This is a genomic window from Mycobacterium sp. 2-64 (assembly GCF_035918375.1).
Classification (GTDB): domain Bacteria; phylum Actinomycetota; class Actinomycetes; order Mycobacteriales; family Mycobacteriaceae; genus Mycobacterium; species Mycobacterium intracellulare.
The window spans coordinates 4,820,825-4,846,682 of sequence record NZ_CP142361.1 but is presented as its reverse complement, the minus strand read 5'-3'; the positions used below and the strand labels follow the sequence as shown (position 1 = coordinate 4,846,682).

Sequence of the window (25,858 nt, the reverse complement as noted above, 5' to 3'; positions counted from 1 at the left end):
TTGACTAGCAGCACGAACGCGACCGATCTCTCCGGAAAGGTCGCGGTGGTCACCGGTGCGGCCGCGGGCCTGGGACGGGCCGAGGCGCTCGGCCTGGCACGCCTCGGAGCGACCGTCGTCGTCAACGACATCGCCGCCGCGTTGGACGCCTCCGACGTCATCGACGAGATCAACTCCTCCGGTTCGAAGGCCGTTGCCGTGGCGGGCGACATCAGCGAACGCTCCACCGCCGACGAATTGGTCGCCCAGGCCGACGGGCTGGGTGGGCTCGACATCGTGGTCAACAACGCCGGCATCACGCGCGACCGGATGCTGTTCAACATGTCCGACGAGGAGTGGGACCAGGTCATCGCCGTGCACCTGCGCGGCCATTTCCTGCTGACCCGCAACGCCGCCACCTACTGGCGCTCCAAGGCCAAGGAGGCGGACGGCAAGGTCTTCGGCCGGATCGTCAACACCGCATCGGAGGCCGGCCTGGTCGGCCCCGTCGGGCAGGCGAACTACGGCGCCGCCAAGGCGGGCATCATCTCGCTCACCCTGACCGCCGCGCGGGCGCTCGGCCGCTACGGCGTGTGCGCCAACGCCATCTGCCCCCGCGCGCGCACGGCGATGACGGCCGACGTGTTCGGCGATGCACCGGAGGTGGAGGCCGGCGGGGTCGATCCGCTGTCGCCAGAGCACGTCGTCAATCTGGTCAAGTTCCTGTCCTCGCCGGCGGCTGCGGAAGTCAACGGCCAGGTGTTCATCGTCTACGGTCCGCAGGTGACACTGGTCGCTGCCCCGACGGTCGAGCGCAAATTCAGCGCCGACGGCGCCGCTTGGGACCCTGCACAGCTGAGTGCGACGCTGCAGGAATACTTTGCTGGACGTGATCCTGAGCACAATTTTTCGGCGAGCGCACTGATGGATCAATAGCCATTTGGGGCTAGTCGATCGGGGGGAATCGGCAGGTAGAACGTGTGTCAGTTTGACACGTGACAAGTGCGTCTGACCTGGCGAATTAACGGTTGGGATAAGAAATGCTGTTCATTGACATGGTGAACTTGTTCTGAGTTAATATGATCCGGCTCACACCGAGCCCCATGCGACCGTAGACAACGCAAAGGCCAGCCATAGACTTCGCCGAGACCAGCCGAGGGGGGACACCGAGTTGAGGGAGCAACTTGCCGTTCCCGCCCGCGCCGTCGGCGGATTCTTCGAAATGATGATGGACACCGGCCGGGCAGCTTTTCGCCGGCCGTTCCAGTTTGGCGAGTTTCTCGATCAGACGTGGATGATCGCCCGCGTGTCGCTGGTCCCGACGCTGCTGGTGTCCATCCCCTTCACGGTGCTGGTGGCCTTCACCCTCAACATCCTGCTGCGCGAGATCGGCGCCGCCGACCTGTCCGGCGCCGGGACGGCGTTCGGCACCATCACCCAGCTGGGTCCGGTGGTGACCGTGCTCGTCGTCGCCGGTGCCGGCGCCACCGCGATCTGCGCCGACCTGGGCGCGCGCACCATCCGCGAGGAGATCGACGCGATGCGCGTGCTCGGCATCGACCCGATCCAGCGGCTGGTGGTCCCCCGTGTGCTGGCGTCCACGGTGGTGGCGCTGCTGCTCAACGGCTTGGTATGCGCCATCGGGCTTTCCGGTGGCTATGTGTTCTCCGTCTTCCTGCAGGGCGTCAACCCAGGCGCGTTCATCAACGGCTTGACCGTGCTGACCGGACTGCGCGAGCTGGTACTCGCCGAAGTCAAGGCGCTGCTGTTCGGTGTGATGGCCGGGATGGTGGGCTGTTACCGCGGCCTGACTGTCAAGGGCGGGCCCAAGGGCGTCGGCAACGCGGTCAACGAAACCGTGGTCTACGCCTTCATCTGTCTGTTCGTGATCAACGTGGTGATGACCGCCATCGGCGTGCGAATTTCGGCGAAGTGATGAGACGGGTGAGCACGCGATGAGTTACGACGCCACACTGCGGTTTCGTCGCCTCTTCTCGCGGCTGCAGGAGCCGGTCGACGACTTCGGCGAGCAGGCGTTGTTCTACGGGCAGACCGTGCGCTACGTCCCCAACGCGCTCACCCGATACCGCAAGGAGACGGTCCGGCTGATCGCCGAGATGACCATGGGCGCGGGGGCTCTCGTGATGATCGGCGGCACGGTCGGTGTCGCGGCGTTTTTGACCCTGGCCTCCGGCGGTGTCATTGCCGTGCAAGGGTATTCGTCGCTGGGCAACATCGGCATCGAGGCGCTGACGGGATTCCTGTCGGCCTTCCTGAACGTCCGGGTGGTCGCCCCGGTGATCGCCGGCATCGCGCTGGCGGCCACCATCGGCGCCGGCGCCACCGCCCAATTGGGCGCCATGCGGGTGTCCGAGGAGATCGACGCCGTCGAGTGCATGGCGGTGCACTCGGTGTCCTACCTGGTGTCGACCCGCCTGATCGCCGGCCTGATCGCGATCATCCCGCTGTACTCGCTGTCCGTGCTGGCCGCGTTCTTCGCCGCCCGCTTCACCACGGTGTACATCAACGGGCAGTCAAAAGGCCTCTACGACCACTACTTCAATACGTTCCTGATCCCGTCGGACCTGTTGTGGTCGTTCCTGCAGGCGATCGTGATGTCCATCGCGGTCATGTTGGTGCACACCTATTACGGCTACAACGCCAGCGGTGGTCCCGTCGGCGTCGGCATCGCAGTCGGCCAGGCGGTGCGGACGTCGTTGATCGTCGTGGTCGTCATCACTTTGTTCATCTCGCTCGCTGTGTATGGGGCGTCCGGTAACTTCAACCTCTCCGGCTAAGAGGACCGCTTAAAAGGACATGGCAGAAACAGGCGCGCGACGCACGACCGTCCGGCTGGCAGCAGCAGTGCTGGCCGGCCTCATGGTGGCTTTCGCTGTGCTGACTTACCTTTCCTACACGGCCGCCTTCGCGTCGATCGACACCGTCACCGTGTCGGCGCCCCGGGCGGGGCTGGTGATGGAGAAGGGCGCCAAGGTCAAATACCGGGGCATCCAGATCGGCAAGGTCGAGACCATCGACTATTCCGGCGACCAGGCGCGCCTGACGCTGGGCATCAACAGCGACGACATGCATTTCATCCCGTCCAACGCGGCGGTGCACATCGCGGGTAACACCATCTTCGGTGCGAAGGCGGTGGAATTCATTCCGCCGCAAACGCCGTCGCCGACCTCGCTGCGTCCGGACGCGCACGTCGCGGCCTCGTCGGTGCAGCTCGAAGTCAACACCTTGTTCCAGTCGCTGATCGACCTGTTGCACAAGGTCGACCCCGTCGAACTCAACGGGACGTTGAGCGCGTTCGCCGAAGGCCTGCGTGGCCACGGCGATGACCTGGGCGGCATCCTTTCGGGACTGAATACGCTGACGCGCCAAGCGAATCCGAAGCTGCCCGCCTTGCAGGAAGACCTCCGCAAGACCGCGGTCGTGGCGAACGTCTACGCCGACTCCGCCCCCAATCTGAACACCGTCTTCGACAACCTGCCGACGATCAACAAGACCGTCGTGGACCAGCAGAAGAATCTCGACAAGACCCTGTTGGCCACCATCGGCCTGTCGAACAACGCCTATGACACGTTGGCGCCGGCCGAGCAGGACTTCATCGACGCCATCAACCGGCTGCGGGCCCCGCTCAAGGTGGCCGCCGACTACTCACCGGAATTCGGCTGCCTGTTCGCCGGAATCGAGCGCGGCATCAAGGAATTCGCCCCGCTGCTCGGCGTCCGCAAGGCCGGCCTGTTCACGTCGTCGAGCTTCGTGCTGGGCGCGCCGTCGTACACGTACCCGGAGTCGTTGCCGATCGTGAACGCCTCCGGCGGCCCGAATTGCCGTGGGCTGCCCGACATCCCGACCAAGCAGACCGGCGGCTCGTTCTACCGGGCGCCGTTCCTGGTCACCGACAACGCCAACATCCCGTACGAGCCGTTCACCGAGCTGCAGTTCGACGCGCCCTCGACGCTGCAGTTCTTGTTCCACGGCGCCTTCGCGGAACGGGACGATTTCTGATGCCGGACAGTTCGGGCATGCCGTCGCACCGCGAGATGATGATCAAGGTCAGCATCTTCGCCGTGGCCATGCTGCTGGTGTCGGCCGGGCTGGTGGTGGTGTTCGGCGACTTCCGGTTCGGACCCGAAAGCACCTACCACGCAACGTTTACCGACGTCTCGCGGTTGAAGGCCGGTCAAAAGGTGCGCATCGCCGGGGTGCCGGTCGGTGCGGTGTCGGACATCAAGCTCAATCGCGACAACACCATCGACGTGAAGTTCGGGGTCGACAAGCGCTACACGCTCTACTCGTCGACGCGCGCGGTGATCCGCTACGAAAACCTCGTCGGTGACCGATATCTGGAGATCACGTCCGGCCCTGGAGAGCTGCGAAAACTCCCCGCCGGCGCGACGATCAACAGCCAACACACCCAGCCCGCACTGGATCTCGACGCGCTGCTGGGCGGGCTGCGGCCGGTCCTCAAAGGCCTCGACGCCGACAAGGTCAACACCATCAGCAGCGCGGTCATCCAGCTGCTGCAGGGCCAGGGCGGCGCGTTGTCGAACGTGCTGGCCGACACGAGCGCGTTCTCCTCGGCGCTGGGCCAGCGCGACCAGCTCATCGGCGACGTGATCAACAACCTCAACACGGTGCTGACGACCGTGGACCAACGCAGCGCGCAGTTTTCGACAAGCGTGGACCAGTTGCAACAACTGATCACCGGGCTGGCCGAACACAAGGACGACATCGCGGGTGCCATCCCCCCGCTGGCCTCCACGACGACGGATTTGACCCAGCTGCTGAAGAATTCGCGCCGCCCGCTGCAAGGCGTCCTGGAGAACACCCGTCCGCTGGCCACCGAGCTGGACAACCGCAAGGCCGAGGTGAACAACGACATCGAACAGCTGGGCGAGGACTATCTGCGGCTGGCGGCCCTCGGCGCTTACGGCTCGTTCTTCAACATCTATTTCTGCTCCGTGACGATCAAGATCAACGGCCCCGCCGGTGGCGACATCCTCCTGCCGCTTGGTGGCCAGGTGGATCCCAGCAAGGGGAGGTGCGCTTTTGCCAAGTAACGCAACACATGAGCGCGATCCGCTGCGCACCGGAATCTTCGGCGTGGTGCTCGTGGTCTGCGTCGTGCTCATCGCATTCGGGTATTCCGGTTTACCGTTCTGGCCGCAGGGCAAGATCTACGACGCCTACTTCAGCGACGCGGGTGGAATCAATCCCGGCAATGCCGTTTACGTCTCGGGCTTCAAAGTCGGCAAGGTGACCTCCGTGGGTCTGGCCGGCGACAGCGCCAAGATCAGCTTCAGCGTCGACCGCCACGTCGCCGTCGGCGACCAGTCGCTGGCCGCGATCCGCACCGACACCATCCTCGGTGAGCGCTCCATCTCGGTGACCCCGGCCGGTGGCGGCAAGGCAACCACCATCCCGCTCAGTCGCACCACGACGCCGTACACGCTGGCCGGCGCGCTCGAGGACTTGGGTTCCAATGCCAGCAACCTGAACAAGCCGCAGTTCGAAAAGGCGCTGAACGTGTTGACCGACACGCTGCACGACGCCACCCCCGAGCTGCGCGGTGCGCTGGACGGCGTGACGTCGCTGTCTCGCACCCTGGACCGACGCGACGAGGCGTTGCAAAGCCTACTGGCGCACGCGAAGTCGGTCACCGGCGTGTTGTCACAGCGCGCCGAGCAGGTCAACAAGCTGGTCGACGACGGTAACGAGTTGTTCGCCGCGCTCGACGAACGCCACCGCGCGCTGGGTCAGCTGATCTCGGGCATCCAGGAGCTCTCGGCGCAGATATCCGGCTTCGTCGCCGACAACCGCAGGGAATTCGGGCCCGCGCTCAACAAGCTCAACGATGTGCTGTCCAACCTCAACGAGCGCCGCGACTACATCACCGAGGCCCTCAAGCGGCTGCCCACCTACGCCACCGAGTTGGGCGAGGTGGTCGGCTCGGGTCCCGGCTTCAACGTGAACGTCTACGGCGTCATCCCGGCGCCGCTGCTCGCGACGATGTTCGACTTCTTCTATCAGCCCGGCAAGATGCCGGCCAGCCTGGCCGACTACCTGCGCGGGTTGATTCAGGAACGCTGGATCATCAGGCCGAAGTCACCATGATGCAGCGGACCATCCGCAGCAGGGGGCCGCGCTACGCCACCATCATCGCGCTGGTCGCGGTGCTGGTGGGCGGCGTGTATGTGCTGTCGTCGCAAGGGAATAACCGCAAGATCGTCGGCCACTTCGCGTCGGCGGTCGGGTTGTATCCCGGCGACCAGGTGCGCATCCTGGGTGTCCCGGTCGGCACCATCGACACGATCGAGCCGCGACCCTCCGACGTCAAGATCACGATGTCGGTGTCCAAGGACGTGAAGGTCCCCAAGGACGCCAAGGCCATCATCATGTCGCCAAACCTGGTGGCGGCCAGGTTCATCCAGTTGACGCCGGCCTATACCGGTGGGCCGGAGATGGCCGACGGCGCCAGCATCGGCCCTGACCGCACGGCGGTCCCGGTGGAGTGGGACGAGGTCAAAGAGTCGCTGACCAAGCTGGCGGTCCAGCTCGGCCCGACGGCCGGGTCGCTGCAGGGCCCGTTGGGCGCGGCGATCAACCAGGCCGCCGACACCTTCGACGGCAAGGGCCAGTCGTTCCACAGCGCCTTGCGCGAGCTCTCGCAAGCCGCTGGGCGACTTGGGGATTCGCGCGGCGACATCTTCGGGACGGTCAAAAACCTGCAGGTCGTGGTCAACGCCCTGTCGTCCAGTAACGAACAGATCGTCCAATTCGCCGGTAGCGTCGCGTCGGTGTCGCAGGTGCTCGCCGACAGTTCGCGCCATCTCGACAGCACCCTGGGGACCCTCAACACGGCGCTGTCGGACATCCGTGGGTTTCTCCACGAACACAACTCGACCATCGTCGATACGGTCAACAACCTCAACGATCTCGCGAAGACACTGAGCGACGAGAGCGACGACATCGAGCAGGTGCTGCACGTGGCAGGCCCGGGTATCGCCAACTTCTACAACATCTACGATCCCGCGCAGGGCACGCTCAACGGTCTGCTGTCGATACCGGAATTCGCCAACCCCGTGCAGTTCATCTGTGGGGGATCCTTCGAGACCGCGGCCGGGCCCAGGGCGCCGGACTACTTCAAGCGCGCCGAGCTCTGTCGTGAGCGGCTGGGTCCGGTGCTGCGCCGGCTCACCGTGAACTACCCGCCGCTGATGTTCCACCCGCTCAACACGATCACGGCGTACAAGGGGCAGATCATCTACGACACCCCGCAGACTCAGGCCAAGGCGGCGACCCCGGTTCCGGAGCTGACGTGGGTGCCGGCCAAGGGCGCCCAGACGCCGGCCACGCAGAACCCGGCGGATCTGCAGGCGCTGCTCGTCCCGCCGGCCCCGCAGGCCGGTCCGGGGCCCGGCCCCGCGCCGGCCGGCGCCGCTCCCGCGCCCGGTCCCGCTCCCGGAAGCGCGTTCGGGCCGCGGCCGGGGCCAGCTCCGGCCCAACCCGCGCCCAACGGGCCCGCGGCCGGCTTGGGCGGTGGCGGATGAACCGAATGTGGTTGCGCGCCAGCGGATTGGCCGCGGGCAGCGTGCTGCTGGCCGGTTGCCAATTCAACGGCCTGAACTCGTTGGCGATGCCGGGCACCGCCGGTCACGGCAGCGGCGCCTATTCGGTGACCGTCGAGCTGCCCGACGTGGCGACGCTGCCGCAGAACTCGCCCGTCATGGTCGACGACGTAACCGTCGGAAGCGTTGCCGGCATCGCGGCCGAACAGCGCGCCGACGGATCGTTCTATGCGGCAGTCAAATTGGCGCTGAACAAGAACGTCGTCCTGCCCGCCAACTCGACCGCGACCGTCGCCCAGACGTCGCTGCTGGGTTCGATGCACATCGACCTGGCCCGGCCGAAGAACAAGCCGGCCGTGGGCCGGCTGACCGACGGGTCGAAGATCACGGAGGCCAACACCGGCCGCTATCCCACCACCGAAGAGGTGCTCTCGGCGCTCGGCGTTGTGGTGAACAAGGGCAATGTCGGTGCGCTGGAAGAGATCACCGACGAGACCTATCGGGCCGTCGCGGGCCGGCAGGACCAGTTCGTCGACCTGATCCCCCGGCTGGCGGAATTGACCTCGGGGCTCAACCGCCAGGTCAACGACATCATCGACGCGGTCGACGGATTGAACCGCTTCTCGGGAGCACTGGCGCGCGACAAGGACAACCTGGGCCGGGCGCTGGACACGCTGCCCGAGGCGATTCGCGTGCTCAACAAGAACCGCGACCACATCGTGGAGGCCTTCGGCGCGCTGCACAAACTGGCCAACGTCACCTCGCACGTGCTGGCCAAGACCAAGGTGGACTTCGCCGCCGACATGAAGGACCTGTACTCGGTCGTGAAGACCCTCAACGACAACCGAAAGAATTTCGTCACCTCACTACAGCTGTTGCTGACGTTTCCGTTCCCCAACTTCGGGATCAAGCAGGCGGTGCGGGGCGACTACCTCAACGTGTTCACCACCTTCGACCTCACCCTGCGCCGGCTCGGTGAAACGTTCTTCACGACGGCCTATTTCGACCCGAACATGGCTCACATGGACGAGATCCTCAACCCGCCGGACTTCTTGACCGGCGAATTGGCCAACCTGTCCGGACAGGCCGCGGATCCGTTCAAGATTCCGCCCGGCACGGCTTCGGGACAGTAGGGCGGACGCACATGCATGACAGACTGACCAGGATCCAGCTGGCGATCTTCGCCGTGATCACGGCGATCACCCTGACTGTGATGGCGATCTTCTACCTGCGGCTGCCCGCGACCTTCGGCATCGGAACCTACGGTGTGAGCGCCGATTTCGTTGCCGGCGGCGGCCTGTACAAAAACGCCAACGTCACCTACCGCGGCGTTGCCGTCGGCCGCGTCGAGTCGGTCGGGCTGAGCCCCAACGGCGTCATCGCCCAGATGCGGCTGAACAGCGAGACGGCCATCCCGTCGAACGTCACCGCCACCGTCAAGAGTGTGTCGGCGGTCGGCGAGCAGTACATCGACCTGGTGCCCCCGAGCTCGCCCGCGTCGAGCAAGCTGACCAACGGTGCCCGCATCGAGCGGCAGAACACCCGGATCGGCCAGGACGTCGCCGATCTGTTGAAGCGGGCGGAGACACTGGTCAACAGCCTGGGTGACACCCGGTTGCGTGAACTGTTGCACGAGACGTTCATTGCGGCCAACGGGTCAGGCCCCGAGCTCGCCCGGCTGTTCGAGTCGGCCCGGCTGCTGGTGGACGAGGCGAACGCCAACTATCCGCAGGTCTCGCAGCTGATCGATCAGGCCGGCCCGTTCCTGCAGGCCCAGATCCGCGCCGGTGGCGACATCAAGTCGCTCTCGGATGGGCTGGCGCGGTTCACCTCCGAGGTCCGTCAGGCCGACCCCCAGCTCCGCGACACCCTGGCCACGGCCCCCGGCGCGACCGACGAGGCCAGCACCGCGTTCTCGGGCATCCGCCCCAACTTCCCGACCCTGGCCGCCAGCCTGGCCAACCTCGGCCGGGTGGGCGTGATCTACAACAAGTCGATCGAACAGCTGCTCGTCGTGTTGCCGGCGTTGTTCGCGGCCATCACCACCGCCGCGGGCGGCGGGCCGCAAGACGAGGGCGCCAAGCTGGACTTCAAGCTCGACCTCAACGACCCGCCGCCGTGCGCCGTCGGCTTCCTGCCGCCGCCGTTGATGCGCACCCCGGCCGACGAGACGGTGCGCGAGCTTCCGAGGGACATGTACTGCAAGACCGCGCAGAACGATCCCAGCACCGTGCGCGGCGCGCGTAACTACCCGTGCCAAGAGTTCCCCGGGAAGCGCGCCCCCACGATTCAGCTCTGCCGCGACCCGAAGGGCTACGTGCCGATCGGTCGCAACCCGTGGCGCGGCCCGCCGGTGCCCTACGACACCCCGATGACCAACGGGCTGAACGTGTTGCCGCCCAACCACTTCCCGTACATCCCGCCGGACGCCGACCCAGATCCGGGCACTCCGATGGTCGGGCCGCCCCCGCCGGGTGTGGTCCCTGGACCCGGTCCGGCGCCGCACCAGCCGGCCTTCGCCCCGCCGCCGCCCAACGACAACGGGCCGCCGCCGCCGTTCACGTCGTGGCAACCGCCGGGGGTGCCGCCGGTACCGCCGCAGCTTCCGTATCCGAAGTGGCTGCCCCCGCCGGCGCCGCCGCTGGGGATCAACCCGCCGCCGCCGGGCCCCGGACCGGAGAAGCCGTGGGGCCCGCCGCCCGGGGGGCAGCCGCAGGCCAGCGGGCCGGCGTATGCCACCTATGACGAGAAGACCGGCGCGTTTGTCGATCCGGCAGGAGGCACTGGTATCTTCGCCGCCGGCGCCACCGGAACCTCCGGCGCCGAGAATTGGGTGGACCTCATGCTTGATCCAAGGCCTCTGTAATGGACGCTGCCATAACGGACGAACAGACAACCAAGCCGCGCGCTCGTCGTAAAGCCTCGCGCGCGGCGGGTCCTGCCAAGAGCGAGTCGACGCAGGACGTCACGGTCCAGACGGAGGTGCCGGCCGCGCCGAAGCCGTCGGCGAAATCCGTCAGGAGCCTCAAGTCCATCAAGCCGCCACCGCGGCGCCAGCCGCACCGCGCCCTGGTGGCGTGGATCTCCTTCGCGGCGGCACTGGTGGCGGTGGGGGCGTTGGCCGGGTGCGTGGCCCTCCTGGCCGTCCAGCACCGCCACGCCGCCGCGGCGCAGGGGCGCGACCAACGCTTCGTCGACACCGCGACGCAGACGGTGGTCAACATGTTCAGCTACAAGCAGGACAACATCGACGAGAGCGTCAACCGGTTCGTCAACGGGACCAGCGGACCGCTGCGCGGGATGCTCAGCGCCAACAACAATGTCGAGAATCTCAAGGGCCTGTTCCGCTCCACCAACGCGACATCGGAAGCCGTCGTCAACGGCGCCGCGCTGGAAGGCATTGACGCCGTTACCGATAACGCGTCCGTGTTGGTGTCGGTGCGCGTCACGGTCGCCGATATCGACGGCGTCAACAAGCCGTCCATGCCCTACCGGTTGCGCGTCATCGTGCACGAAGACGACTCCGGACGCATGAGCGGCTACGACCTGAAGTATCCAGACGGGGGTAATTGATGCGATGGCGGCGTTGGCTGCTCATCGTCGCGGGTTACCTTCTGGCCGTGGCGTTCGTCGGGTTGTCCGCGGCGGCCGGCTGGATGTATTGGGATCGGGTCGAGGTTCGCGGTGAGCAGGCGGCGCGTGCCGTGCTGCCCGGTTTGGCGGCCAAGGAAATCCCCGAGGTTTTCGCCTACGACTACCAAACGGTCGAACGCAGCCTGTCGGCGGCGTACCCGCTACTGACCCCCGACTATCGCGCGGAGTTCCAGAAGAGCGCCAACACCCAGATCATTCCCGAAGCCAAGAAGCGCGAAGTGGTGGTGCAGGCCAACGTCGTGGGCGTGGGAGTCATGTCCGCCCAACGGAATTCGGCGTCGGTGATGGTCTACATGAACCGGACGGTCACCGACAAGTCACGGCAGCCGCTGTATGACGGCAGCCGATTGCGGGTCGACTTCAAAAAGATCGGCAAGCAGTGGCTGATCGCCTACATCACGCCGATCTAGCTCAGTAGCACATCGCAATGCCGTTGCAGTACAACGGGTAACGCTCGATCGGGCTGGGCGGCGGTCCGGTCATCGCCAGCGAAAAGGGTTGCTTCTTCATCTCCGGCTGCAGCCCGCATACCGGCCCGTGCAGCGTGGTGTGGGTGCCGCTCATCGTTTCGTCGCTGAACGCGAAGGTTTCGGTGGACGGCGCGGTGCCCCCGCCCGGGCAGGCCACGCCGTTGTCCTTTTGCACCTTGAACGTCCACAGCATGCTGGACATGCGAGCCCGGCCGCTGAAGTTCTGCAGCTTGTCGGCGGCGCTGATCTGCTCGTTCGTAGAGCTCACGATGTTCAGCGCGCAGTTCATCGCGAAGACGATCGGGTCGGAATAGTCGTTCATGTTCCGGGTCCCGGACGGCTGGTCACACAGTGCGGAGATGGTCCAGGTAACCCCGGAGACGCCCGCCTCGTTGTAGGCGTAGGTGCCGTCCGCCGGCGGCCCGAGCGCCTTGGCCGGTTCGCCGGATTGCAGCGCGATTCCCGTTGCGACAGCCGTGAAGACGGCGGCACCCGCGGCCAGTCCGTGACGGAGCTTCATGTGACTCTTTCTCCTTCGCGTGCGACGCTGCTCCCGAGTATCACAGCGTTGGCGCGCCAACACCATGGGTTCCCGGGGCATCCGCGCTAATCGGCGTCATGGGGCCGCGCCTCGGCAAGCGCATCGAGGAATGACCGTGCCCAGCGATCGACGTCGTGGGCGAGCACCTGGCGGCGCAGCGACCGCATGCGCCGCCGTCCTTCCTCGACGGGCTGGTTGAGGGCGGCCTCGATGGCGTCCTTGACCCCTTCGAGGTCGTGCGGGTTGACCAGGTACGCCTGGCGCAGTTCGGCGGCGGCGCCGGTGAATTCGGACAGCACGAGCGCGCCGCCGAGATCGCTGCGGCAGGCGACGTACTCCTTGGCGACCAGGTTCATCCCGTCGCGCAGCGGGGTGACCAGCATGACGTCGGCGGCCACGAAGAACGCGATGAGTTCGTCGCGCGGGACCGGCCGATGCAGGTAGTGCACCATCGGATGCCCGACTTCGCCGTATTCGCCGTTGATGTGGCCGACCTGGCGTTCGATGTCGTTACGCAGCTGCTGATAACTGTCCACCCGCTCGCGGCTCGGCGTCGCCAGCTGGATCAGCACCGTGTCGTCGCGTTTGGCGCGACCCTCGGCGAGCAGCTCCGAAAAGGCTTTCAGCCGAACGTCGATGCCCTTGGTGTAGTCGAGCCGGTCGACCCCGAGCAGCACCTTGCGGGGGTTGCCGAGCTCGGCCCGAATCTCCTTGGCGCGGCGCCTGATATCGCGGTGCCGGGCCGTTTGGTCGAGCGCACTGGAATCGATGGAGATGGGGAAGGCGCCCACCCGGACGACGCGGGATTCCAGCTCCACCTCGCCGTACCGCGACCGCACCCCGACCGCCCCGCGCGTGGTGTTGGCACCGATCAGCCGCCGGGAAAGGAACAGGAAATTCTGCGCGCCGCCGGGCAGGTGGAATCCGACGAGGTCGGCGCCCAGCAGGCCCTCGACGATCTCGGTCCGCCACGGCATCTGCATGAACAGCTCCACCGGCGGGAAGGGGATGTGCAGGAAGAAGCCGATGGTCAGGTCGGGCCGCATATCGCGCAGCATCGCCGGGACCAGTTGCAGCTGATAGTCCTGCACCCATACGGTCGCGCCCCGCGCGGCGGCACGTGAGGTGGCTTCGGCGAAGCGGCGGTTGACGACGACGTAGCGGTCCCACCATTCGCGGTGGTACAGCGGCTTGACGATCACGTCGTGATACAGCGGCCACAGCGTGGCGTTCGAGAAGCCCTCGTAGTACTCGGCGACGTCGTCCGCGCTCAGCTTGACCGGCCGCAGTTCCAGGTCCTCCTGGACGATCGGCTCGTCTTCGTGGTCGACGTCCTCGTCGACCACACCGGGCCAGCCGACCCACGCGCCGCGCCGACGGCGCAGTAGCGGCTCCAGGGCGGTGACCAGTCCCCCGGGGCTGCGCTTCCAGGCCGTGCTGCCGTCGGGAAGCAGCTCCCGATCTACCGGCAACCGGTTGGCGACCACGACGAAGTCGGAATCCCCGAATTTGGCCGCCTTGGAGCCTCGCCCTCCCCCGGGAGCCATTTACGCGTCGAGTTTCGCCGGCCCAATACCCAGCATGGACAGGAAGACCCGGCATTCGTCGGCGTCGTTGGCGTACGCCGCGACGACCCGCCTGGCCTGGCTCGCAGTGCTGTCCGCCACCGGCTCGACGTCGCCGATTTCGCCAGGATCAGATTTCGTAGGCATGACTTAACTGTAGGCGACGCGCGTGATCGGCCGCAGCCCGTCTCACCAGCTAACGGGCTTCGGGCGCATTTATGGCTGGTTTGCAGGGACTCGCCGCGCCGCTCGCGAAGACACGACCGGCCGGGGCGTGCCGCCGATCAAGGGCTCGCGGCGCGTCCCCCCGGCGCGGCCCGATTACACACTGGCCGTAATCTGTAAACAAGGCCAAATCAACGACGAACGAGGTGGGCGGAATGACAGTCTCCGAGCAAGCCGACACCGGGGCGGCCGACGCCAACACCCCGGAGCTCGTGGCCTACGAAACCCTCGACGAGGGCCGCATCGCGCGGATCTGGCTCAACCGGCCCGAGGCCCACAATGCGCAAAGCCGCGGCCTGCTGGTCCAGCTCGACGAGGCCTTCGGCCGCGCCGAGGCCGACGACACCGTTCGCGTGGTGATCCTGGCGGCGCGCGGCAGGAACTTTTCCGCCGGACACGACCTGGGTTCCGAGCAGGCACTGGCCGAGCGCGCACCGGGGCCCGGGCAGCATCCGAGCTTCCGCTCGCGCGGGGCCACGCTCGAGCCGATCATGGAGAAGCTGTACCACCAGGAATGGCACTACTTTTTCGAAAACACCTGCCGCTGGCGCGATTTGCGCAAGATCACAATCGCCCAGGTGCAGGGCAACGCGATCTCGGCCGGTCTGATGTTGATCTGGGCCTGCGACCTGATCGTCGCCGCAGACAACGCGAAGTTCAGCGACGTCGTCGCGGTCCGGTTGGGCATGCCGGGCGTCGAATATTACGCTCACCCTTGGGAATTCGGTCCGCGTAAGGCTAAAGAGCTGCTGCTGACCGGTGATTCGATCGACGCGGACGAGGCGCACCGGCTGGGCATGGTGTCCAAGGTTTTCGCCGTCGACGAATTAGAGGAAAAGACACTCGAATTCGCGCGACGCATCGCCGAGCGGCCCACGATGGCGTCGCTGCTCATCAAGGATTCGGTCAACGCCGCCTCCGACGCGATGGGTTACACCGAGGCGCTGCGGCACGCCTTCCACGTGCACCTGCTGGGGCATGCCCATTGGGCGGCGTTCAACGAGAACCGGTGGCCGGTCGGCCAGCCTCCGCACGTCGAGGATTGGCGGGACGCGAAGCCGACGAAGGTGGCGCGCCGCGATACGCCGTAGCGCCGCGCAGCCGAGGACCTAACGAGACCGGGGGTAGCGATATTCCCCCCGGAGGGCACATGCTTCTATAGCTAGAACCTGTTCCAGTTCGAAAGGGCCTCGCGTGCAGCTTTCTTTCCAAGACCGGACATACCTGATCACCGGCGGGGGTAGCGGGATCGGCAAAGGCGTGGCCGCCGGGCTGGTCGCGGCGGGCGCCTCGGTCATGATCGTCGGCCGCAACGCCGATCGACTCGCCGGGGCCGTCAAGGAGATCGAAGCCCTGCCCGGCGAGGGCTCGATTCGTTATGAGCCCGCCGACGTCACGAACGAGGACGAGGTGGCCCGCGCGGTCGACGCCGCGACGGCCTGGCACGGCCGGCTGCACGGCGCGGTGCATTGCGCGGGTGGCTCGTTGACGGTGGGGCCGATCACCCACACCGACTCGGAGGCGTGGCGAAACACCGTCGACCTCAACGTCAACGGCACCATGTACGTGCTCAAGCACGTGGGGCGCGAGCTTGTCCGCGGCGGGGGCGGCTCGTTCATCGGGATCTCATCGATCGCGGCCAGCAACACCCACCGGTGGTTCGGGCCGTACGGGGTCACCAAGTCGGCGATCGACCACATGATGATGCTGGCCGCCGACGAACTCGGCCCGTCCTGGGTGCGGGTCAACAGCATCCGGCCGGGCCTGATCCGCACCGATCTGGTCGACGCGAGCGTGATCCAGTCACCCGAGATCAGCGGCGACTACGCGCTGTGCACCCCGCTGCCGCGGGTGGGTGAGGTCGAGGACGTGGCCAACCTGGCCATGTTCCTGCTCAGCGACGCGGCGGCATGGATCACCGGCCAGTGCATCAACGTCGACGGGGGACACATTCTGCGCCGCGGCCCGGATTACTCGTCGATGATGGTGCAGATGTACGGCGAGGAAGCGCTGCGCGGGGTGGTGGCACCCTGACCCGTCGCCGCGCCTAGTGAACGGGAGAAGCGATGAAGCGTCTCGAGGGCAAGCGGATCCTGGTGACCGGCGCCGCGTCGGGGATCGGGCAGGCGACCGCGCTGCGCCTGCTCGACGAGGGCGCCGCCGTCGCGGCCTCCGACATCGCGGCTGAGGGCCTGGACACCACGCGTGCGCGGGCGCAAGAGACCGGCACCGCCGACCGGCTGAGCACCGTGCCGATGGATGTCGGCAGCGAGGATTCGGTGGTCGACGGGGTGCGCCTGGCCGTCGAGCGGCTGGGTGGGCTTGACTCGGTGGTCAACGCGGCGGGCATCCTGCGGGCCGCGCACACTCACGACACCACCCTCGAACTCTGGAACCGAATCGTCGGCGTCAACCTGACCGGAACGTTTCTGGTGGTGCGCGAGGCGCTGCCGGCCTTGTTGGCGAACCCGCGCAGCGCGATCGTGAACTTCAGCTCCACGTCGGCCTCGTTCGCCCATCCCTACATGGCCGCCTACGCCGCGAGCAAGGGCGGCATCCAGGCCTTCACCCACTCGCTGGCGCTGGAATACGCCAAGAAGGGCCTGCGCGCGGCGTGCGTCGCGCCGGGCAGCATCAAGTCCGGGATCACCGATGCCACCGGCGGATACATCCCGCAGGACGCCGACTGGGCGCTGTTCTCGCGGCTCATGCCGGTCCTGCCGACCACGACGGAGTCCAGCGGCACGGGAATGGCCGGACCCGAAGCGGTCGCCGGGGTGGTCGCCATGCTGGTATCCGACGACGGCGCCTGGATCACGGGCACCGAGATCCGCATGGACGGCGGCACGCACAGCTGATGGCCTAGTTGACGCAGGGCACGCCGCCGCCGTCGATCGGCTTCCCCTGATCGGGCGTCGGGTACGTCGTGGTGGTGCCGTTGTAGTAGTAGGTCTTGGCCTTGGTCGACGTGGTGGTGCTGGTGCTCGTGACGTCGTCCATCTGGGTCTCGTCCGGTGTGGGAATCGAGAAGTTGGTGTCCACCGTCACCCGGATGTGGCCGGGCTGGACGCCGGGGCTGGGCTGGCTGGGAGCGTCGAGGCCCAGCATGGTGGCCAGGTTGCGCGCATCGCTCTGCGCGCCGGCGCCGTACGCGATCGAGCTGGTGGTCGGCTCGCCGGACTCGCGGTCGCGGACCTGGCCCGGGGTGTAGCCCTTCTTCTTCAGCGCGCGTGATACCTCGGTGGCAAGCCCGCTCATGCTGCCCGAGTTGACCACGTCGACGACGGTGGACGGATCGGGCTTGACGGCCGTGGTGGTGGGCGCGGTGGTCGGTGCGTCGGTGCCGATCGCCGCCGCCACCTCGGCCTTGATCGCGGCCGGGTCGACGATGTTGACGTCCTGGCCATCGATGTTGTCGTAGCGCACCACCGGTAGCGTCCGGAATTCCAGGTTGCCCCCGGCGAGCCCGCCGAGCCGCTGGATCATGTTGTCATTCCAGCCGGAGGAGAGCACCACGTCCTTGCGCGCCACCGCCATCAGGTTCTTGAGCTTGTCGATGTTGGTGAAGGTGCCCGCGGCCTGCAGCTCCTGCATGACCGACGAGATGAACGCCTGCTGCCGATGGGTGCGGTCCAGGTCGCCGTTCTCCAGGCCGTGCCGCTGCCGGACGAACGACAGCGCCTCGGACGCGTCCAGTCGCTGGCGCCCGGCCGGGAAGTCGGCGCCGGAATACGAGTCGTAGACGGCGTGGTTCAGGCACACCTCGACGCCACCCAGCGTCTGCGCCAGATCGTAGAAACCGGCCAGGTTGACCTCGGCGAAATAGTCGATCGGCACCCCGGTCAGGCTGCGCACCGCGCGCAGGGTCGCCGCCCGCCCGGCCTCGCGGCCCTTGGTCTCGAGCTCCTTCTGACTACTCGTCCCCTGGTTGGCCAGCTTTTGCGCGACGTACTGCTTGGTCAGCCCGTAGGCCTCTTTGATCTTGATGTGGTTGTATCCCGGGACCCCGGTGAACGGCACCCAGTCGTCGCGCGGGATCGAGAACGCGACCACTTTGTTGTCGGCGCTGACGTGCACGAGGATCAGCGTGTTGGTGTTGTAGCCGCCGTCGTCGGAATCACCCGCGTGCAGGTGCTTGAGGATCGAATACGGCAGGTCGTTGCCGTCCTGATCTTTGCGCGAGTCCAGGCCGATCAGCAGGATGTTCATGTTGTCGCCGCTGGACCGCGGATCGTCGGGCTGCAGGGCGTTGGAAACGGTGATGCCGCCCAGCGCGCCGTGCGCCACGTAGTACCCGGCGCCGGTCAGCCCGACGGCCGCCACGGAAACCAGCGCGCCGAGGGTGCGCGTCAGCCCTTTGCGGAATCGAGAGGGCTGACGGACGGCTCGATGACGGCGATGGGCGCCGCCCGAGCGGGCCATCACAAACCTCTGCCCACACCCAGCGCATCACCGGGCCCCGCAACGGCGGTTAGCGGCGATGTCGCTTCGAGCATGGTGACAAGTATGCGTTAGCCGGCTGTGAAGGCCCCAATCGAGAGCGCCCGCCGGCGGCCGCCGTCACCGGAATCAGCGGGCCCGCTCGGCGCGATTCGCGCCCGCGATCGCCGATCTACCTGCCTGTTTTGGTCGGGCGGTGCCGGTGTGCGCCCCGGATGACCCCCGCCCGGTCTCGAGCGCGAGACGGATCGAGCCGAACTTGTTACCGCACGGATATCGGGCACCGCATCGACCGCCCGGGACCGGCAGCAAACCGTCGCCGTCAGCAGTACAGGTACTCGATGCGCCATCGACCGTCGACGTAGTCGGCGCGGTATTGGCCGCCCAGCGCCGGGTTGGCATCGCGGATGAGGCCAGATCCGCCGACCCCCGGCGTGAAGCCCGGCGGATCCCACGCGATGGACACCGGGTGGGGCGGCATGGTCGGCGTGCATCCGACCTGCTTCTTGACGTAGCCGTCGATGATCGCACGCTCGGCGGCGGCCTGGTCACCGCCGTCGGCCGCGGGGGCGTTGGCGCACAACGCATTTGCGCGACAGGGGCGTTGGCCCACGGCGGCGAGTGCCGGCGCGTTCGGGTGCAGCACGGCCGCCGCGAGCACCCCGACGGCCGCCGTGGTCCGGGCAGTTGCGCCGATGCGCATGTCGTCTCCCTGCAGTGCTATCGGGCTTTGACCAGGTCCTCGCCCGCGGAGTAAAAGAGCGTGATGTTGGTGCCCGTGACGATTTCAGCGAGGTAGACGCCCGCCGGTTCGACCTCGTAGTAGTAGTGGGTGTTGCCCTCGTTGTCCAGCGTCGACGCGCACGGGTAGCCCGGCGCCCCGCACCGTTGCTTGATCGGTATCGCGAAGACGGCGAGCAACACGACGACGGCGATTCCGATGCCGAGCGGGACTTTCTTCACTGCCGACCTCGTTTGCGCCAGACCTACCACGGTTGGAGTGTAAGCGGCCGGGCCGCCCCCGGCACCCGGTGCGACGCGGGCGTTTTTCCAGCCCGGCAGCGTTTGGAGGCCCGGGTGCGGCGGGTACGCGAGTTTGAGCCGATCGAAGGACTGAGCATGGGCGATACGGACCTCAGGCCGCCTTCGGCGAAGCGGCCAGGCGATTCAGAGCCACCCGAGCCGGGGACACCGGGCGAGACGCCGGAGCGGCTCACGCCCACCGAACCGCCCGAACGGCTCACGCCAACCGAACCGCCGGAGCGCTTGACGCCATCGGAACCGCCCGAGCGTCAAACTCCGGAATGACAAACGCGACCGAGCAGGATCGGAGGACAGACATGCGCGCCGAGGAAGGCGACGAATCGGTCAAGGACTACGCGAAGGAAGGCCGGGAAACCTTGGGCCGCATCAAAGCCTCCCAACATGCGGGGGGCCGGCTGGGTGACATCGCCCGTCGGTTTGCCGGGTTGTGGCGGGGTCAGCGCGGCCAGCAGGGCACCGAGCCGCCAGCTGAAACCTCTGACGGCGGCGGCTAATTCGTGCCCGGGGCCGGGTATCGGTGAGCCCACGGGTTCGCCTCTTCGAGTTGGGCGGCCAACTGGAGGAGCTCGCCGTCGGCGCCCAGCTTCCCCACGAACTGAACACCGAGCGGAAGGCCGTTCTGCGTCCAATGCAGTGGGACGCTGATCGCCGGGCGCCCGGTGAGGTTGGCCAGCTGCGTGTAGGGCACCCAGCCCAGGCTCTCCTGGATGAGGTCGTCGAGAATTCCGCTGAGCCCCATGAGTTTTCCCGCGCGTAGCCTGCTGATCACTCGGGCCGCGCGCTGCAACACCGCCGACGTCGCGGTGGCACCCACCTCCAGGGGCGGGGTCGCCAGAGTGGGGGTCAGGAAGTAGTCGTAGGCGCCGTGAAACTCGGCCAGGGACTGGATGTAGTTGTTCCTGTTTTCCAGCGCGGACATGACCGCCAGGACACCACCGGATCGGCCGAGTTCGCTGACGGCCAACGTGTCGGCCTCAAAGTCGCTGTCGCGGGCGCCGGTTCGCCGCTTGATGTCGGCGACCTGGTGGTGAAGCTGTGCGAACCAGATGGTCAGGAAGTCACGGCCCAGTGCGGCGTCATCGTACGGCGGCGCGACCTCGTCGACCTGATGGCCCAATTCGCCCAGGAGCACCGCCGTCTTCTCGACCGCGGCGACTGCCTCGGCGCTGGGCCGCGGGTTGATCGCCGAGCGCGCCGAGTACCCGATTTTCAACCGCTCCGGACGACGCTTCACGAGCTCGCTGAATGGCTTGTCGGGCAACGCAACTCGGTAAGCGGAACCCGGATGGTGCCCGACGATCGCGTCGTAGAGCGCGGCACTGTCGCGCACGGTGCGCGACACCACCCCCTGGGTCGCCATCCCCAACAGCATCTCGCCGGTCTGCGGGCCGTAGGGAGCCAAGCCCCGGCTGGGCTTGAGGCCGACGAGTCCGCTGCAGGCGGCGGGGATTCGGATCGACCCGCCACCGTCGTTGGCTCCGGCGGCCGGAACGATGCCGGCGGCCACCGCCGCACCGGATCCGCCCGACGAGCCGCCTGGCGTGTGCCGGATGTTCCACGGGTTGCGGGCCGGGCCCCAATAGTCGGGTTCCGTGACACCCTTGGCGCCGAATTCGGGCGTATTGGTCATCCCGAAAATCACCAGGCCCGCGTCCAAAAACCGCTGCGTGATCAGCGCGTGCCGGTCGGACACCTCATTGGCCAGCGAGCGCGATCCGCACGACGTGGGAAAGCCGCAGTACTCCTGGCCCAGGTCTTTGAGCAGGAAGGGAACGCCGGCGAACGGGCCCTTCAGGCTCGGATCGGCGGCCCGGGCGTCGGCGACAGTGTCGAGGCGACGGACGATGGCGTTCAAGTGCGGGTTCACCGCGTCCGCTCGTTGCCGCGCCAACGTGAGCAGTTCGGCCGGGGTGACCTGCTTGCGCTCGACCAGCTCGGCCAAGGAGGTCGCATCCAGCGACATGTACTCGTCGAGATGCATGCCCTCTCCTTCGCTTCGGTCCGTCGCTGCGGCGCCGCCCGCCCTCTAAATTGACGCCGCTGCACACCAGTGGCGTCAAGCGAGCGCGGGCGCCGGTTGCGGGCGCCTTAGTATCACCTGGTGCCCACGGCAGCTGAACCGTTTACGATCCGGGGTCCCGGTGGGGTCCAGATCGTCGCCGACCGACTCGGGGATCCTCATGCGCGCGCGGTGGTGTTCCTGCATGGCGGCGGTCAGACGCGCCGTTCGTGGGGCAAGGCCGCTGCCGCGGTCGCCGCGCGGGGGTGGCAGGCCGTCACCGTCGACCTGCGCGGCCACGGCGAATCGGACTGGTCGGACGACGGCGACTATCGCGTCGTCAGTTTCGCCGGCGACGTCCAAGAGGTGCTGCGCACGCTGCCTCCGCGACCGGTGCTGGTCGGTGCCTCGCTGGGCGGGTTCACATCGATGCTGCTCGCCGGGGAGCTGTCCCCGGGCATCGCGAGCGCGGTCGTGTTGGTCGACATTGTCCCGAACATGGACCAGTCCGGGGCGAACCGGATCCATGCCTTCATGGCCGAGCGGGTGGAATCGGGGTTCGGCTCACTGGACGAAGTCGCCGACGCGATCGCCGAGTACAACCCGCATCGGCCGCGACCGACCGATCTGGACGGCCTGACCACCAACCTGCGTCGCCGCGGCGACCGCTGGTATTGGCACTGGGATCCGCAATTCATCAGCGGCACAGCGGCATTCCCGCCGTTCGAGGTCACCGACCCCGATCGGATGCACGCGGCCGTGGGGGCGATCCTGCGCGGCGGGGTGCCGATGCTCCTGGTGCGCGGGCAGATGAGCGACCTCGTCAGTCAGGAGCGCGCCGACGAATTCCTGGCGCGTTTTCCCCAAGTCGAATTCACCGATGTCCGCGGCGCGGGACACATGGTCGCCGGTGATCGCAACGACATCTTCGCTGGCGCCGTGCTGGACTTCCTTGCCCGGCACGTCGACGCCGGATGAACCGGCCGCGCGGAACCGGCTGGCCGCCAGCGCATTCGAGGCGAGTGGCGCTGTTACTATCTGCCCGGCACAAACGGAGGGGGACGGCGTGAACATGCCGTGGTTGCGGGGGCTGGGACTCGTTGGGGCCGTGCTGGTGGCCGCGACGACGCTGGCGAAAACCGCTGCGGCGGCGCCGCCGCCGGCCCTGCCGTCGCCGCCCCCGGCACCGGGCATGGGAGTCGATCATGAATCCGGCAGGTGCACAGCGGGTTTCGCGGCACAGGGCGCCGACGGCAGCTACTACCTGATGACCAGCGGGCACTGCGACTCGCACGATGGCGCGGAGTGGACGTACGGCAACGATGCTCCGCTCGGCAAGATCTCGGCCAGCGAGCATGAAGGGGTCAAGCGGGACGCCGCGATCATCCGCCTCGAGCCGAGCATCGGCATGCCGGTGGGCGACATAGCCGGCAGGTATCAGGTTCGGGATGTGTTGAGCCACGCGCAGATTCAACCCGGTATGCCGTTCTGCAAGATCGGTGCGGTGACGGGTGAGACGTGCGGCGCCATCAAAGGCATCGACGGTGACGTGGTCGAAGCAAGCGTGTTCAGCCTGGACGGCGACAGCGGCAGTCCCGGCTTCGTGATGAACCCCGACGGCACCGTGAGCGCCGTCGGTCTGTTGATGTCCTCGCCCGACGGTGACGACTACACGACCTATTTCATGCTGATCAATCCGCTGCTGGACAGGTGGGGCCTGCGCGTTCTCCCGTGAGTGTCGTAGCGTTTGCAATTCTGACGTACCGGGTACCGACGCCATGGTGAAGCAGCGGAACCGGCGACACGAAGGGGAAGCAGTAGTGAAGCGTGGGATCGTAGCCGGCGTTGCCGGTGTGGCCCTGGTGATCGCGGCCGGCGCGGGGTGTTCGAGCAACAAGTCCGGTACGTCGCCGTCCGGCTCGTCTTCGCCGGCGGGTGCGGCGGGTCCGCTGGTGATCGTCGACGGCCAGAACCAGAACGTCAGCGGGCAGGTCACCTGCACCGCCGCGGGGGACAACACCAACATCGGCATCGGCGACCCCACCGCCGGGCTCGGCGCCGTGGTCAGCAATGGCAATCCGCCCCTGGTCCATTCGGTCGGGCTGGGCACCGTCAACGGGGTCGCGCTCGGTTTCTCCGACGCCGCGCCCAACCAGGGCGGCAGTGCCGGGGCCGCGGTCAACGGCAAGACGTGGGCGATCAAGGGCACCGCTACGGGTGTCGACATGAGCAACCCGCAGCAACCGCAGCAGGTAACCAAGTCATTCGAGTTGGACGTCACCTGCCCGTAGCGCAGGCCATCGACACCCGAGGGGAACGCAGCTATGTCTATGAAACGTGTCGTCGGCGCTGCCGCGGTGGCCGCCGGCCTGAGCATCTCCATGGCCACCCTGAACGCCGGGACGGCCTACTCCGCGCCACTTGACCCGCCTCCACCCTGCCCGGGCTGCCACGGCGGTGGCGGTGGTGGCGGCGGCGGGGGCGGCAACCCCGGCGGCCCGGGCGGCGCGCCGGGCGGCCCGGGTGGACAGCCCGGCGGCCACGGCGGTCAGCAGGGCGGGGGGAACACCCCGCCGCAGGGTGGCCAGAACGGTCCGCCGGCGCAAGGTGGGCAGAATGGTCCGCCGGCGCAGGGTGGGCAGAATGGTCCGCCTGCGCAGGGTGGCCAGAATGGTCCGCCGGCGCAGGGTGGCCAGAACGGTCCGCCGGCGCAGGGTGGCCAGAACGGTCCGCCGGCGCAGGGTGGCCAGAACGGCCCGCCGCAGGGCGGGCAGAACGGCCCGCAGCCGAATGAGCGCGGTCAATACCCGCCGCAGCCGGGGCAGAACACCCCGCCGAATGAGCCCGGTCAGAACCCGCCGCAGGGCGGGCAGACCAACGCCCCGGCGAACACGCAGAATCCGCCGGGGAACGAGCGGCAGCGGTACGCCTCGCTCAACCCCCCGAGCACGCAGCCGCCGCACCCGCCGTACATTCCGCCGCGCGGGGTGTATGCCAGCGGCAACGCCGAGATCGGCGGGCCGGTGGGTCTCGACACCGGCTTCAGCGTCGTGGGCCACGGGGCACCCCCGCCGCCGCGCCCGCACAACTACGGCTGGAACGACGGCCCGGCGCCGGGCCACCCGCCGCCGCACTGGGTGGGCCCGCCGCCCCCGGGGGGCTGGAACGGTCCGCCGCCTCCGGGTGGGTGGAACCGGCCGTGGGCCGGACCGCCGCGTGACGTGCTGGTGGCCCGGGCGGACTTCGGACCGTTCAACTACAACACCTTTACCGTCGTCCCGGTCTTCAACTGGCAGTACGGCGGTTGGGGTTACTGGTTCTTCGGTGTCTGGGTGCCCCTGTACTGAGCGCGTATTACTGCGGGTGGGCCGCCACGTAGTCCGCGGCCGGGATCGGTGACGACGCGTCGTAGCCGATGGGCAGCACGACGTCGCCCGCGGTGGTGCGGCAATAGACGTCCCACCGGTAGTACGCGGTGAACGTGGCCGGATCGGCCGCGATCAGCGCCGCGTATTGGTCGACCGCGCGCACGTATTCGCCGGCGTGGTTGTAGCCGTAGATGGCGCGATCCCGATCGTTGGCAAAGCCGTTGGCGGCCAGGTAGCGGCCCGCCGCCAGGATGCTGTCGCGCGGGGAGTGGATATCGCCGCCCTGTCCGTAACCGGCGAACGTCGACGGCAAGAACTGCATGGGGCCCTGTGCCCCGGCGGTGCTCGCGCCCACGATGCTGCCGAAACGGGTCTCGATGAAGTTGATTGCGGCCAGGTAGTTCCAGCCGACGCCGGATTCGGACTCCGCCTGGTGGTAGTCGCTGAGCAGCTCGTCGGCCGGGGCCGGCGGCTCGATGCGCCACGCCGGCAGGGTGTCTCGCACCGGGGTCAGCGCGATGAGTTGCCGACGGGCGTCGACGTTGCGGTCGTACACCTCGGCCAGCTCTGCCGGGATGCGCGGGCGCGTCGTCGCGTCCCATTCGGGATGGCGTGCGATGGCCCGGTAGGCCGCCTGCTCGCGGTGTGCCGCCGCCGTCAGCGCCGGCTCCGCGGTCCCCGGGTCGCGCAGGGCGCGCTCGTCGGCGACGAGGTCGTCGGCCAGCTGCACGGGATCCGCCGCCAGCGGCGGCTGCGCGCCGCCGGGCGTCCCGGAATCCACGGGCACCACCCGGGTCGGCGCCGCGGTGGCGGACGTCGTCGTGGCCGCCGGGGAGGCATTTTTGGGATGCGACGCCGAACAACCGGCGAGCGCGACCATGATCGCGGCGAGGACGAGCGGCGCGGCGCGTCGGTTACGGCCCACAGTGATCACATCCGTCCATCGTCGATCCCCCACGGCTCCGGCTGGTTCGCCTCACAGCGAGTCTG

Annotated in this window: 27 protein-coding genes; 19 read left to right on the top strand and 8 right to left on the bottom strand. The window is 67.6% G+C overall.

Translation table 11 applies throughout. The annotated features are described in order from the left end of the window. From QGN31_RS22610 to QGN31_RS22560, 11 genes are all read left to right on the top strand, one after another. Nucleotides 1–915: a 3-oxoacyl-ACP reductase gene (locus QGN31_RS22610; protein ID WP_009957037.1), complete on the top strand. Its 915-nt coding sequence runs from the start codon at nucleotides 1–3 to the stop codon at nucleotides 913–915. 235 nt (nucleotides 916–1,150) lie between these two features. Then, nucleotides 1,151–1,915 carry an MlaE family ABC transporter permease gene (locus QGN31_RS22605; protein WP_014379050.1) on the top strand — a complete coding sequence of 255 codons (765 nt, stop codon included), beginning with the start codon at nucleotides 1,151–1,153 and terminating at the stop codon, nucleotides 1,913–1,915. A 19-nt stretch (nucleotides 1,916–1,934) separates the two neighbouring features. Continuing rightward, complete coding sequence (locus QGN31_RS22600) at nucleotides 1,935–2,777, top strand: MlaE family ABC transporter permease (RefSeq protein ID WP_008263742.1); 843 nt, start codon at nucleotides 1,935–1,937, stop codon at nucleotides 2,775–2,777. A gap of 19 nt (nucleotides 2,778–2,796) precedes the next feature. Continuing rightward, nucleotides 2,797–3,999 carry a virulence factor Mce family protein gene (locus QGN31_RS22595; RefSeq protein WP_008263744.1) on the top strand — a complete coding sequence of 401 codons (1,203 nt, stop codon included), beginning with the start codon at nucleotides 2,797–2,799 and terminating at the stop codon, nucleotides 3,997–3,999. Beyond that, the gene (locus QGN31_RS22590) at nucleotides 3,999–5,054 is read left to right on the top strand and encodes a virulence factor Mce family protein (RefSeq protein WP_008263746.1); all 1,056 of its coding nucleotides are present in this window, start codon (nucleotides 3,999–4,001) and stop codon (nucleotides 5,052–5,054) included. The genes QGN31_RS22595 and QGN31_RS22590 overlap by 1 nt, the downstream gene beginning before the upstream one ends. Further along, the gene (locus QGN31_RS22585) at nucleotides 5,044–6,108 is read left to right on the top strand and encodes a virulence factor Mce family protein (RefSeq protein ID WP_014381763.1); all 1,065 of its coding nucleotides are present in this window, start codon (nucleotides 5,044–5,046) and stop codon (nucleotides 6,106–6,108) included. Before QGN31_RS22590 ends, QGN31_RS22585 begins: the two co-directional genes overlap by 11 nt. Beyond that, complete coding sequence (locus QGN31_RS22580; protein WP_014941239.1) at nucleotides 6,105–7,544, top strand: virulence factor Mce family protein; 1,440 nt, start codon at nucleotides 6,105–6,107, stop codon at nucleotides 7,542–7,544. Before QGN31_RS22585 ends, QGN31_RS22580 begins: the two co-directional genes overlap by 4 nt. Next, complete coding sequence (locus tag QGN31_RS22575) at nucleotides 7,541–8,695, top strand: virulence factor Mce family protein (protein ID WP_009955884.1); 1,155 nt, start codon at nucleotides 7,541–7,543, stop codon at nucleotides 8,693–8,695. The genes QGN31_RS22580 and QGN31_RS22575 overlap by 4 nt, the downstream gene beginning before the upstream one ends. Nucleotides 8,696–8,706: 11 nt before the next feature. Continuing rightward, a complete protein-coding gene (locus tag QGN31_RS22570; protein ID WP_009955883.1) occupies nucleotides 8,707–10,428 on the top strand; it encodes a virulence factor Mce family protein in 1,722 nt (573 codons plus the stop codon). Beyond that, the gene (locus tag QGN31_RS22565; RefSeq protein WP_008263755.1) at nucleotides 10,428–11,135 is read left to right on the top strand and encodes a hypothetical protein; all 708 of its coding nucleotides are present in this window, start codon (nucleotides 10,428–10,430) and stop codon (nucleotides 11,133–11,135) included. Before QGN31_RS22570 ends, QGN31_RS22565 begins: the two co-directional genes overlap by 1 nt. Then, nucleotides 11,135–11,626 (top strand): mammalian cell entry protein, encoded by a 492-nt coding sequence (locus tag QGN31_RS22560; RefSeq protein ID WP_008263757.1) that lies wholly within the window; start codon nucleotides 11,135–11,137, stop codon nucleotides 11,624–11,626. The genes QGN31_RS22565 and QGN31_RS22560 overlap by 1 nt, the downstream gene beginning before the upstream one ends. A 1-nt stretch (nucleotide 11,627) precedes the next feature. On the opposite strand, the gene QGN31_RS22555 is transcribed toward QGN31_RS22560, so the two are convergent. The 3 genes from QGN31_RS22555 to QGN31_RS22545 form a co-directional block, all read right to left on the bottom strand. Next, a complete protein-coding gene (locus tag QGN31_RS22555) occupies nucleotides 11,628–12,206 on the bottom strand; it encodes a hypothetical protein (RefSeq protein WP_008263759.1) in 579 nt (192 codons plus the stop codon). An 86-nt stretch (nucleotides 12,207–12,292) separates the two neighbouring features. Continuing rightward, on the bottom strand, nucleotides 12,293–13,774 hold the full coding sequence (locus QGN31_RS22550; RefSeq protein ID WP_014383779.1) for an alpha,alpha-trehalose-phosphate synthase (UDP-forming): 1,482 nt from the start codon (nucleotides 13,772–13,774) through the stop codon (nucleotides 12,293–12,295). Next, the gene (locus QGN31_RS22545; protein ID WP_008263763.1) at nucleotides 13,775–13,939 is read right to left on the bottom strand and encodes a hypothetical protein; all 165 of its coding nucleotides are present in this window, start codon (nucleotides 13,937–13,939) and stop codon (nucleotides 13,775–13,777) included. 233 nt (nucleotides 13,940–14,172) lie between these two features. Here QGN31_RS22545 and QGN31_RS22540 point away from each other — a divergent pair, with 233 nt between their 5' ends. The 3 genes from QGN31_RS22540 to QGN31_RS22530 all read left to right on the top strand — a co-directional run bounded on the left by QGN31_RS22540 (nucleotide 14,173) and on the right by QGN31_RS22530 (nucleotide 16,875). Then, on the top strand, nucleotides 14,173–15,108 hold the full coding sequence (locus QGN31_RS22540) for an enoyl-CoA hydratase (protein ID WP_009955876.1): 936 nt from the start codon (nucleotides 14,173–14,175) through the stop codon (nucleotides 15,106–15,108). A gap of 103 nt (nucleotides 15,109–15,211) precedes the next feature. Beyond that, nucleotides 15,212–16,051, top strand: coding sequence for an SDR family oxidoreductase (locus QGN31_RS22535; RefSeq protein WP_009955875.1), 840 nt, complete (start codon nucleotides 15,212–15,214; stop codon nucleotides 16,049–16,051). Between the two features lie 32 nt (nucleotides 16,052–16,083). Next, nucleotides 16,084–16,875 (top strand): SDR family NAD(P)-dependent oxidoreductase, encoded by a 792-nt coding sequence (locus tag QGN31_RS22530; protein ID WP_014379058.1) that lies wholly within the window; start codon nucleotides 16,084–16,086, stop codon nucleotides 16,873–16,875. Between the two features lie 4 nt (nucleotides 16,876–16,879). Here QGN31_RS22530 and QGN31_RS22525 read toward each other — a convergent pair whose 3' ends face one another. The 3 genes from QGN31_RS22525 to QGN31_RS22515 all read right to left on the bottom strand — a co-directional run bounded on the left by QGN31_RS22525 (nucleotide 16,880) and on the right by QGN31_RS22515 (nucleotide 19,420). Continuing rightward, nucleotides 16,880–18,439 carry an LCP family protein gene (locus tag QGN31_RS22525; protein ID WP_014710882.1) on the bottom strand — a complete coding sequence of 520 codons (1,560 nt, stop codon included), beginning with the start codon at nucleotides 18,437–18,439 and terminating at the stop codon, nucleotides 16,880–16,882. Nucleotides 18,440–18,779: 340 nt separating this feature from the next. Further along, complete coding sequence (locus tag QGN31_RS22520) at nucleotides 18,780–19,160, bottom strand: hypothetical protein (protein WP_014383781.1); 381 nt, start codon at nucleotides 19,158–19,160, stop codon at nucleotides 18,780–18,782. Nucleotides 19,161–19,177: 17 nt separating this feature from the next. Beyond that, nucleotides 19,178–19,420 (bottom strand): hypothetical protein, encoded by a 243-nt coding sequence (locus tag QGN31_RS22515; RefSeq protein WP_009955870.1) that lies wholly within the window; start codon nucleotides 19,418–19,420, stop codon nucleotides 19,178–19,180. A gap of 377 nt (nucleotides 19,421–19,797) precedes the next feature. On the opposite strand from QGN31_RS22515, the gene QGN31_RS22510 reads away from it, so the two are divergent. Next, nucleotides 19,798–19,995 (top strand): hypothetical protein, encoded by a 198-nt coding sequence (locus QGN31_RS22510; protein ID WP_008263776.1) that lies wholly within the window; start codon nucleotides 19,798–19,800, stop codon nucleotides 19,993–19,995. Here QGN31_RS22510 and QGN31_RS22505 read toward each other — a convergent pair. Then, nucleotides 19,992–21,482: an amidase gene (locus QGN31_RS22505; RefSeq protein WP_014383782.1), complete on the bottom strand. Its 1,491-nt coding sequence runs from the start codon at nucleotides 21,480–21,482 to the stop codon at nucleotides 19,992–19,994. The genes QGN31_RS22510 and QGN31_RS22505 overlap by 4 nt on opposite strands. 120 nt (nucleotides 21,483–21,602) lie before the next feature. Between QGN31_RS22505 and QGN31_RS22500 the strand changes: the two genes are divergently transcribed. From QGN31_RS22500 to QGN31_RS22485, 4 genes are all read left to right on the top strand, one after another. Then, on the top strand, nucleotides 21,603–22,478 hold the full coding sequence (locus QGN31_RS22500; protein ID WP_193375532.1) for an alpha/beta fold hydrolase: 876 nt from the start codon (nucleotides 21,603–21,605) through the stop codon (nucleotides 22,476–22,478). 88 nt (nucleotides 22,479–22,566) lie between these two features. Further along, nucleotides 22,567–23,235, top strand: coding sequence for a S1 family peptidase (locus QGN31_RS22495; RefSeq protein WP_014710883.1), 669 nt, complete (start codon nucleotides 22,567–22,569; stop codon nucleotides 23,233–23,235). Nucleotides 23,236–23,320: 85 nt separating this feature from the next. Beyond that, entirely contained in the window at nucleotides 23,321–23,791 is a 471-nt protein-coding gene (locus QGN31_RS22490; protein ID WP_014379063.1) for a lipoprotein LpqH, read from the top strand. A gap of 39 nt (nucleotides 23,792–23,830) precedes the next feature. Further along, nucleotides 23,831–24,847, top strand: a complete 1,017-nt coding sequence (locus QGN31_RS22485) for an MAP_0585 family protein (protein ID WP_014383784.1) — start codon at nucleotides 23,831–23,833, stop codon at nucleotides 24,845–24,847. Nucleotides 24,848–24,854: 7 nt separating this feature from the next. On the opposite strand, the gene QGN31_RS22480 is transcribed toward QGN31_RS22485, so the two are convergent. Next, nucleotides 24,855–25,748, bottom strand: coding sequence for a lytic transglycosylase domain-containing protein (locus tag QGN31_RS22480; protein ID WP_193375546.1), 894 nt, complete (start codon nucleotides 25,746–25,748; stop codon nucleotides 24,855–24,857). Between the last annotated feature and the right edge of the window lie 110 nt (nucleotides 25,749–25,858).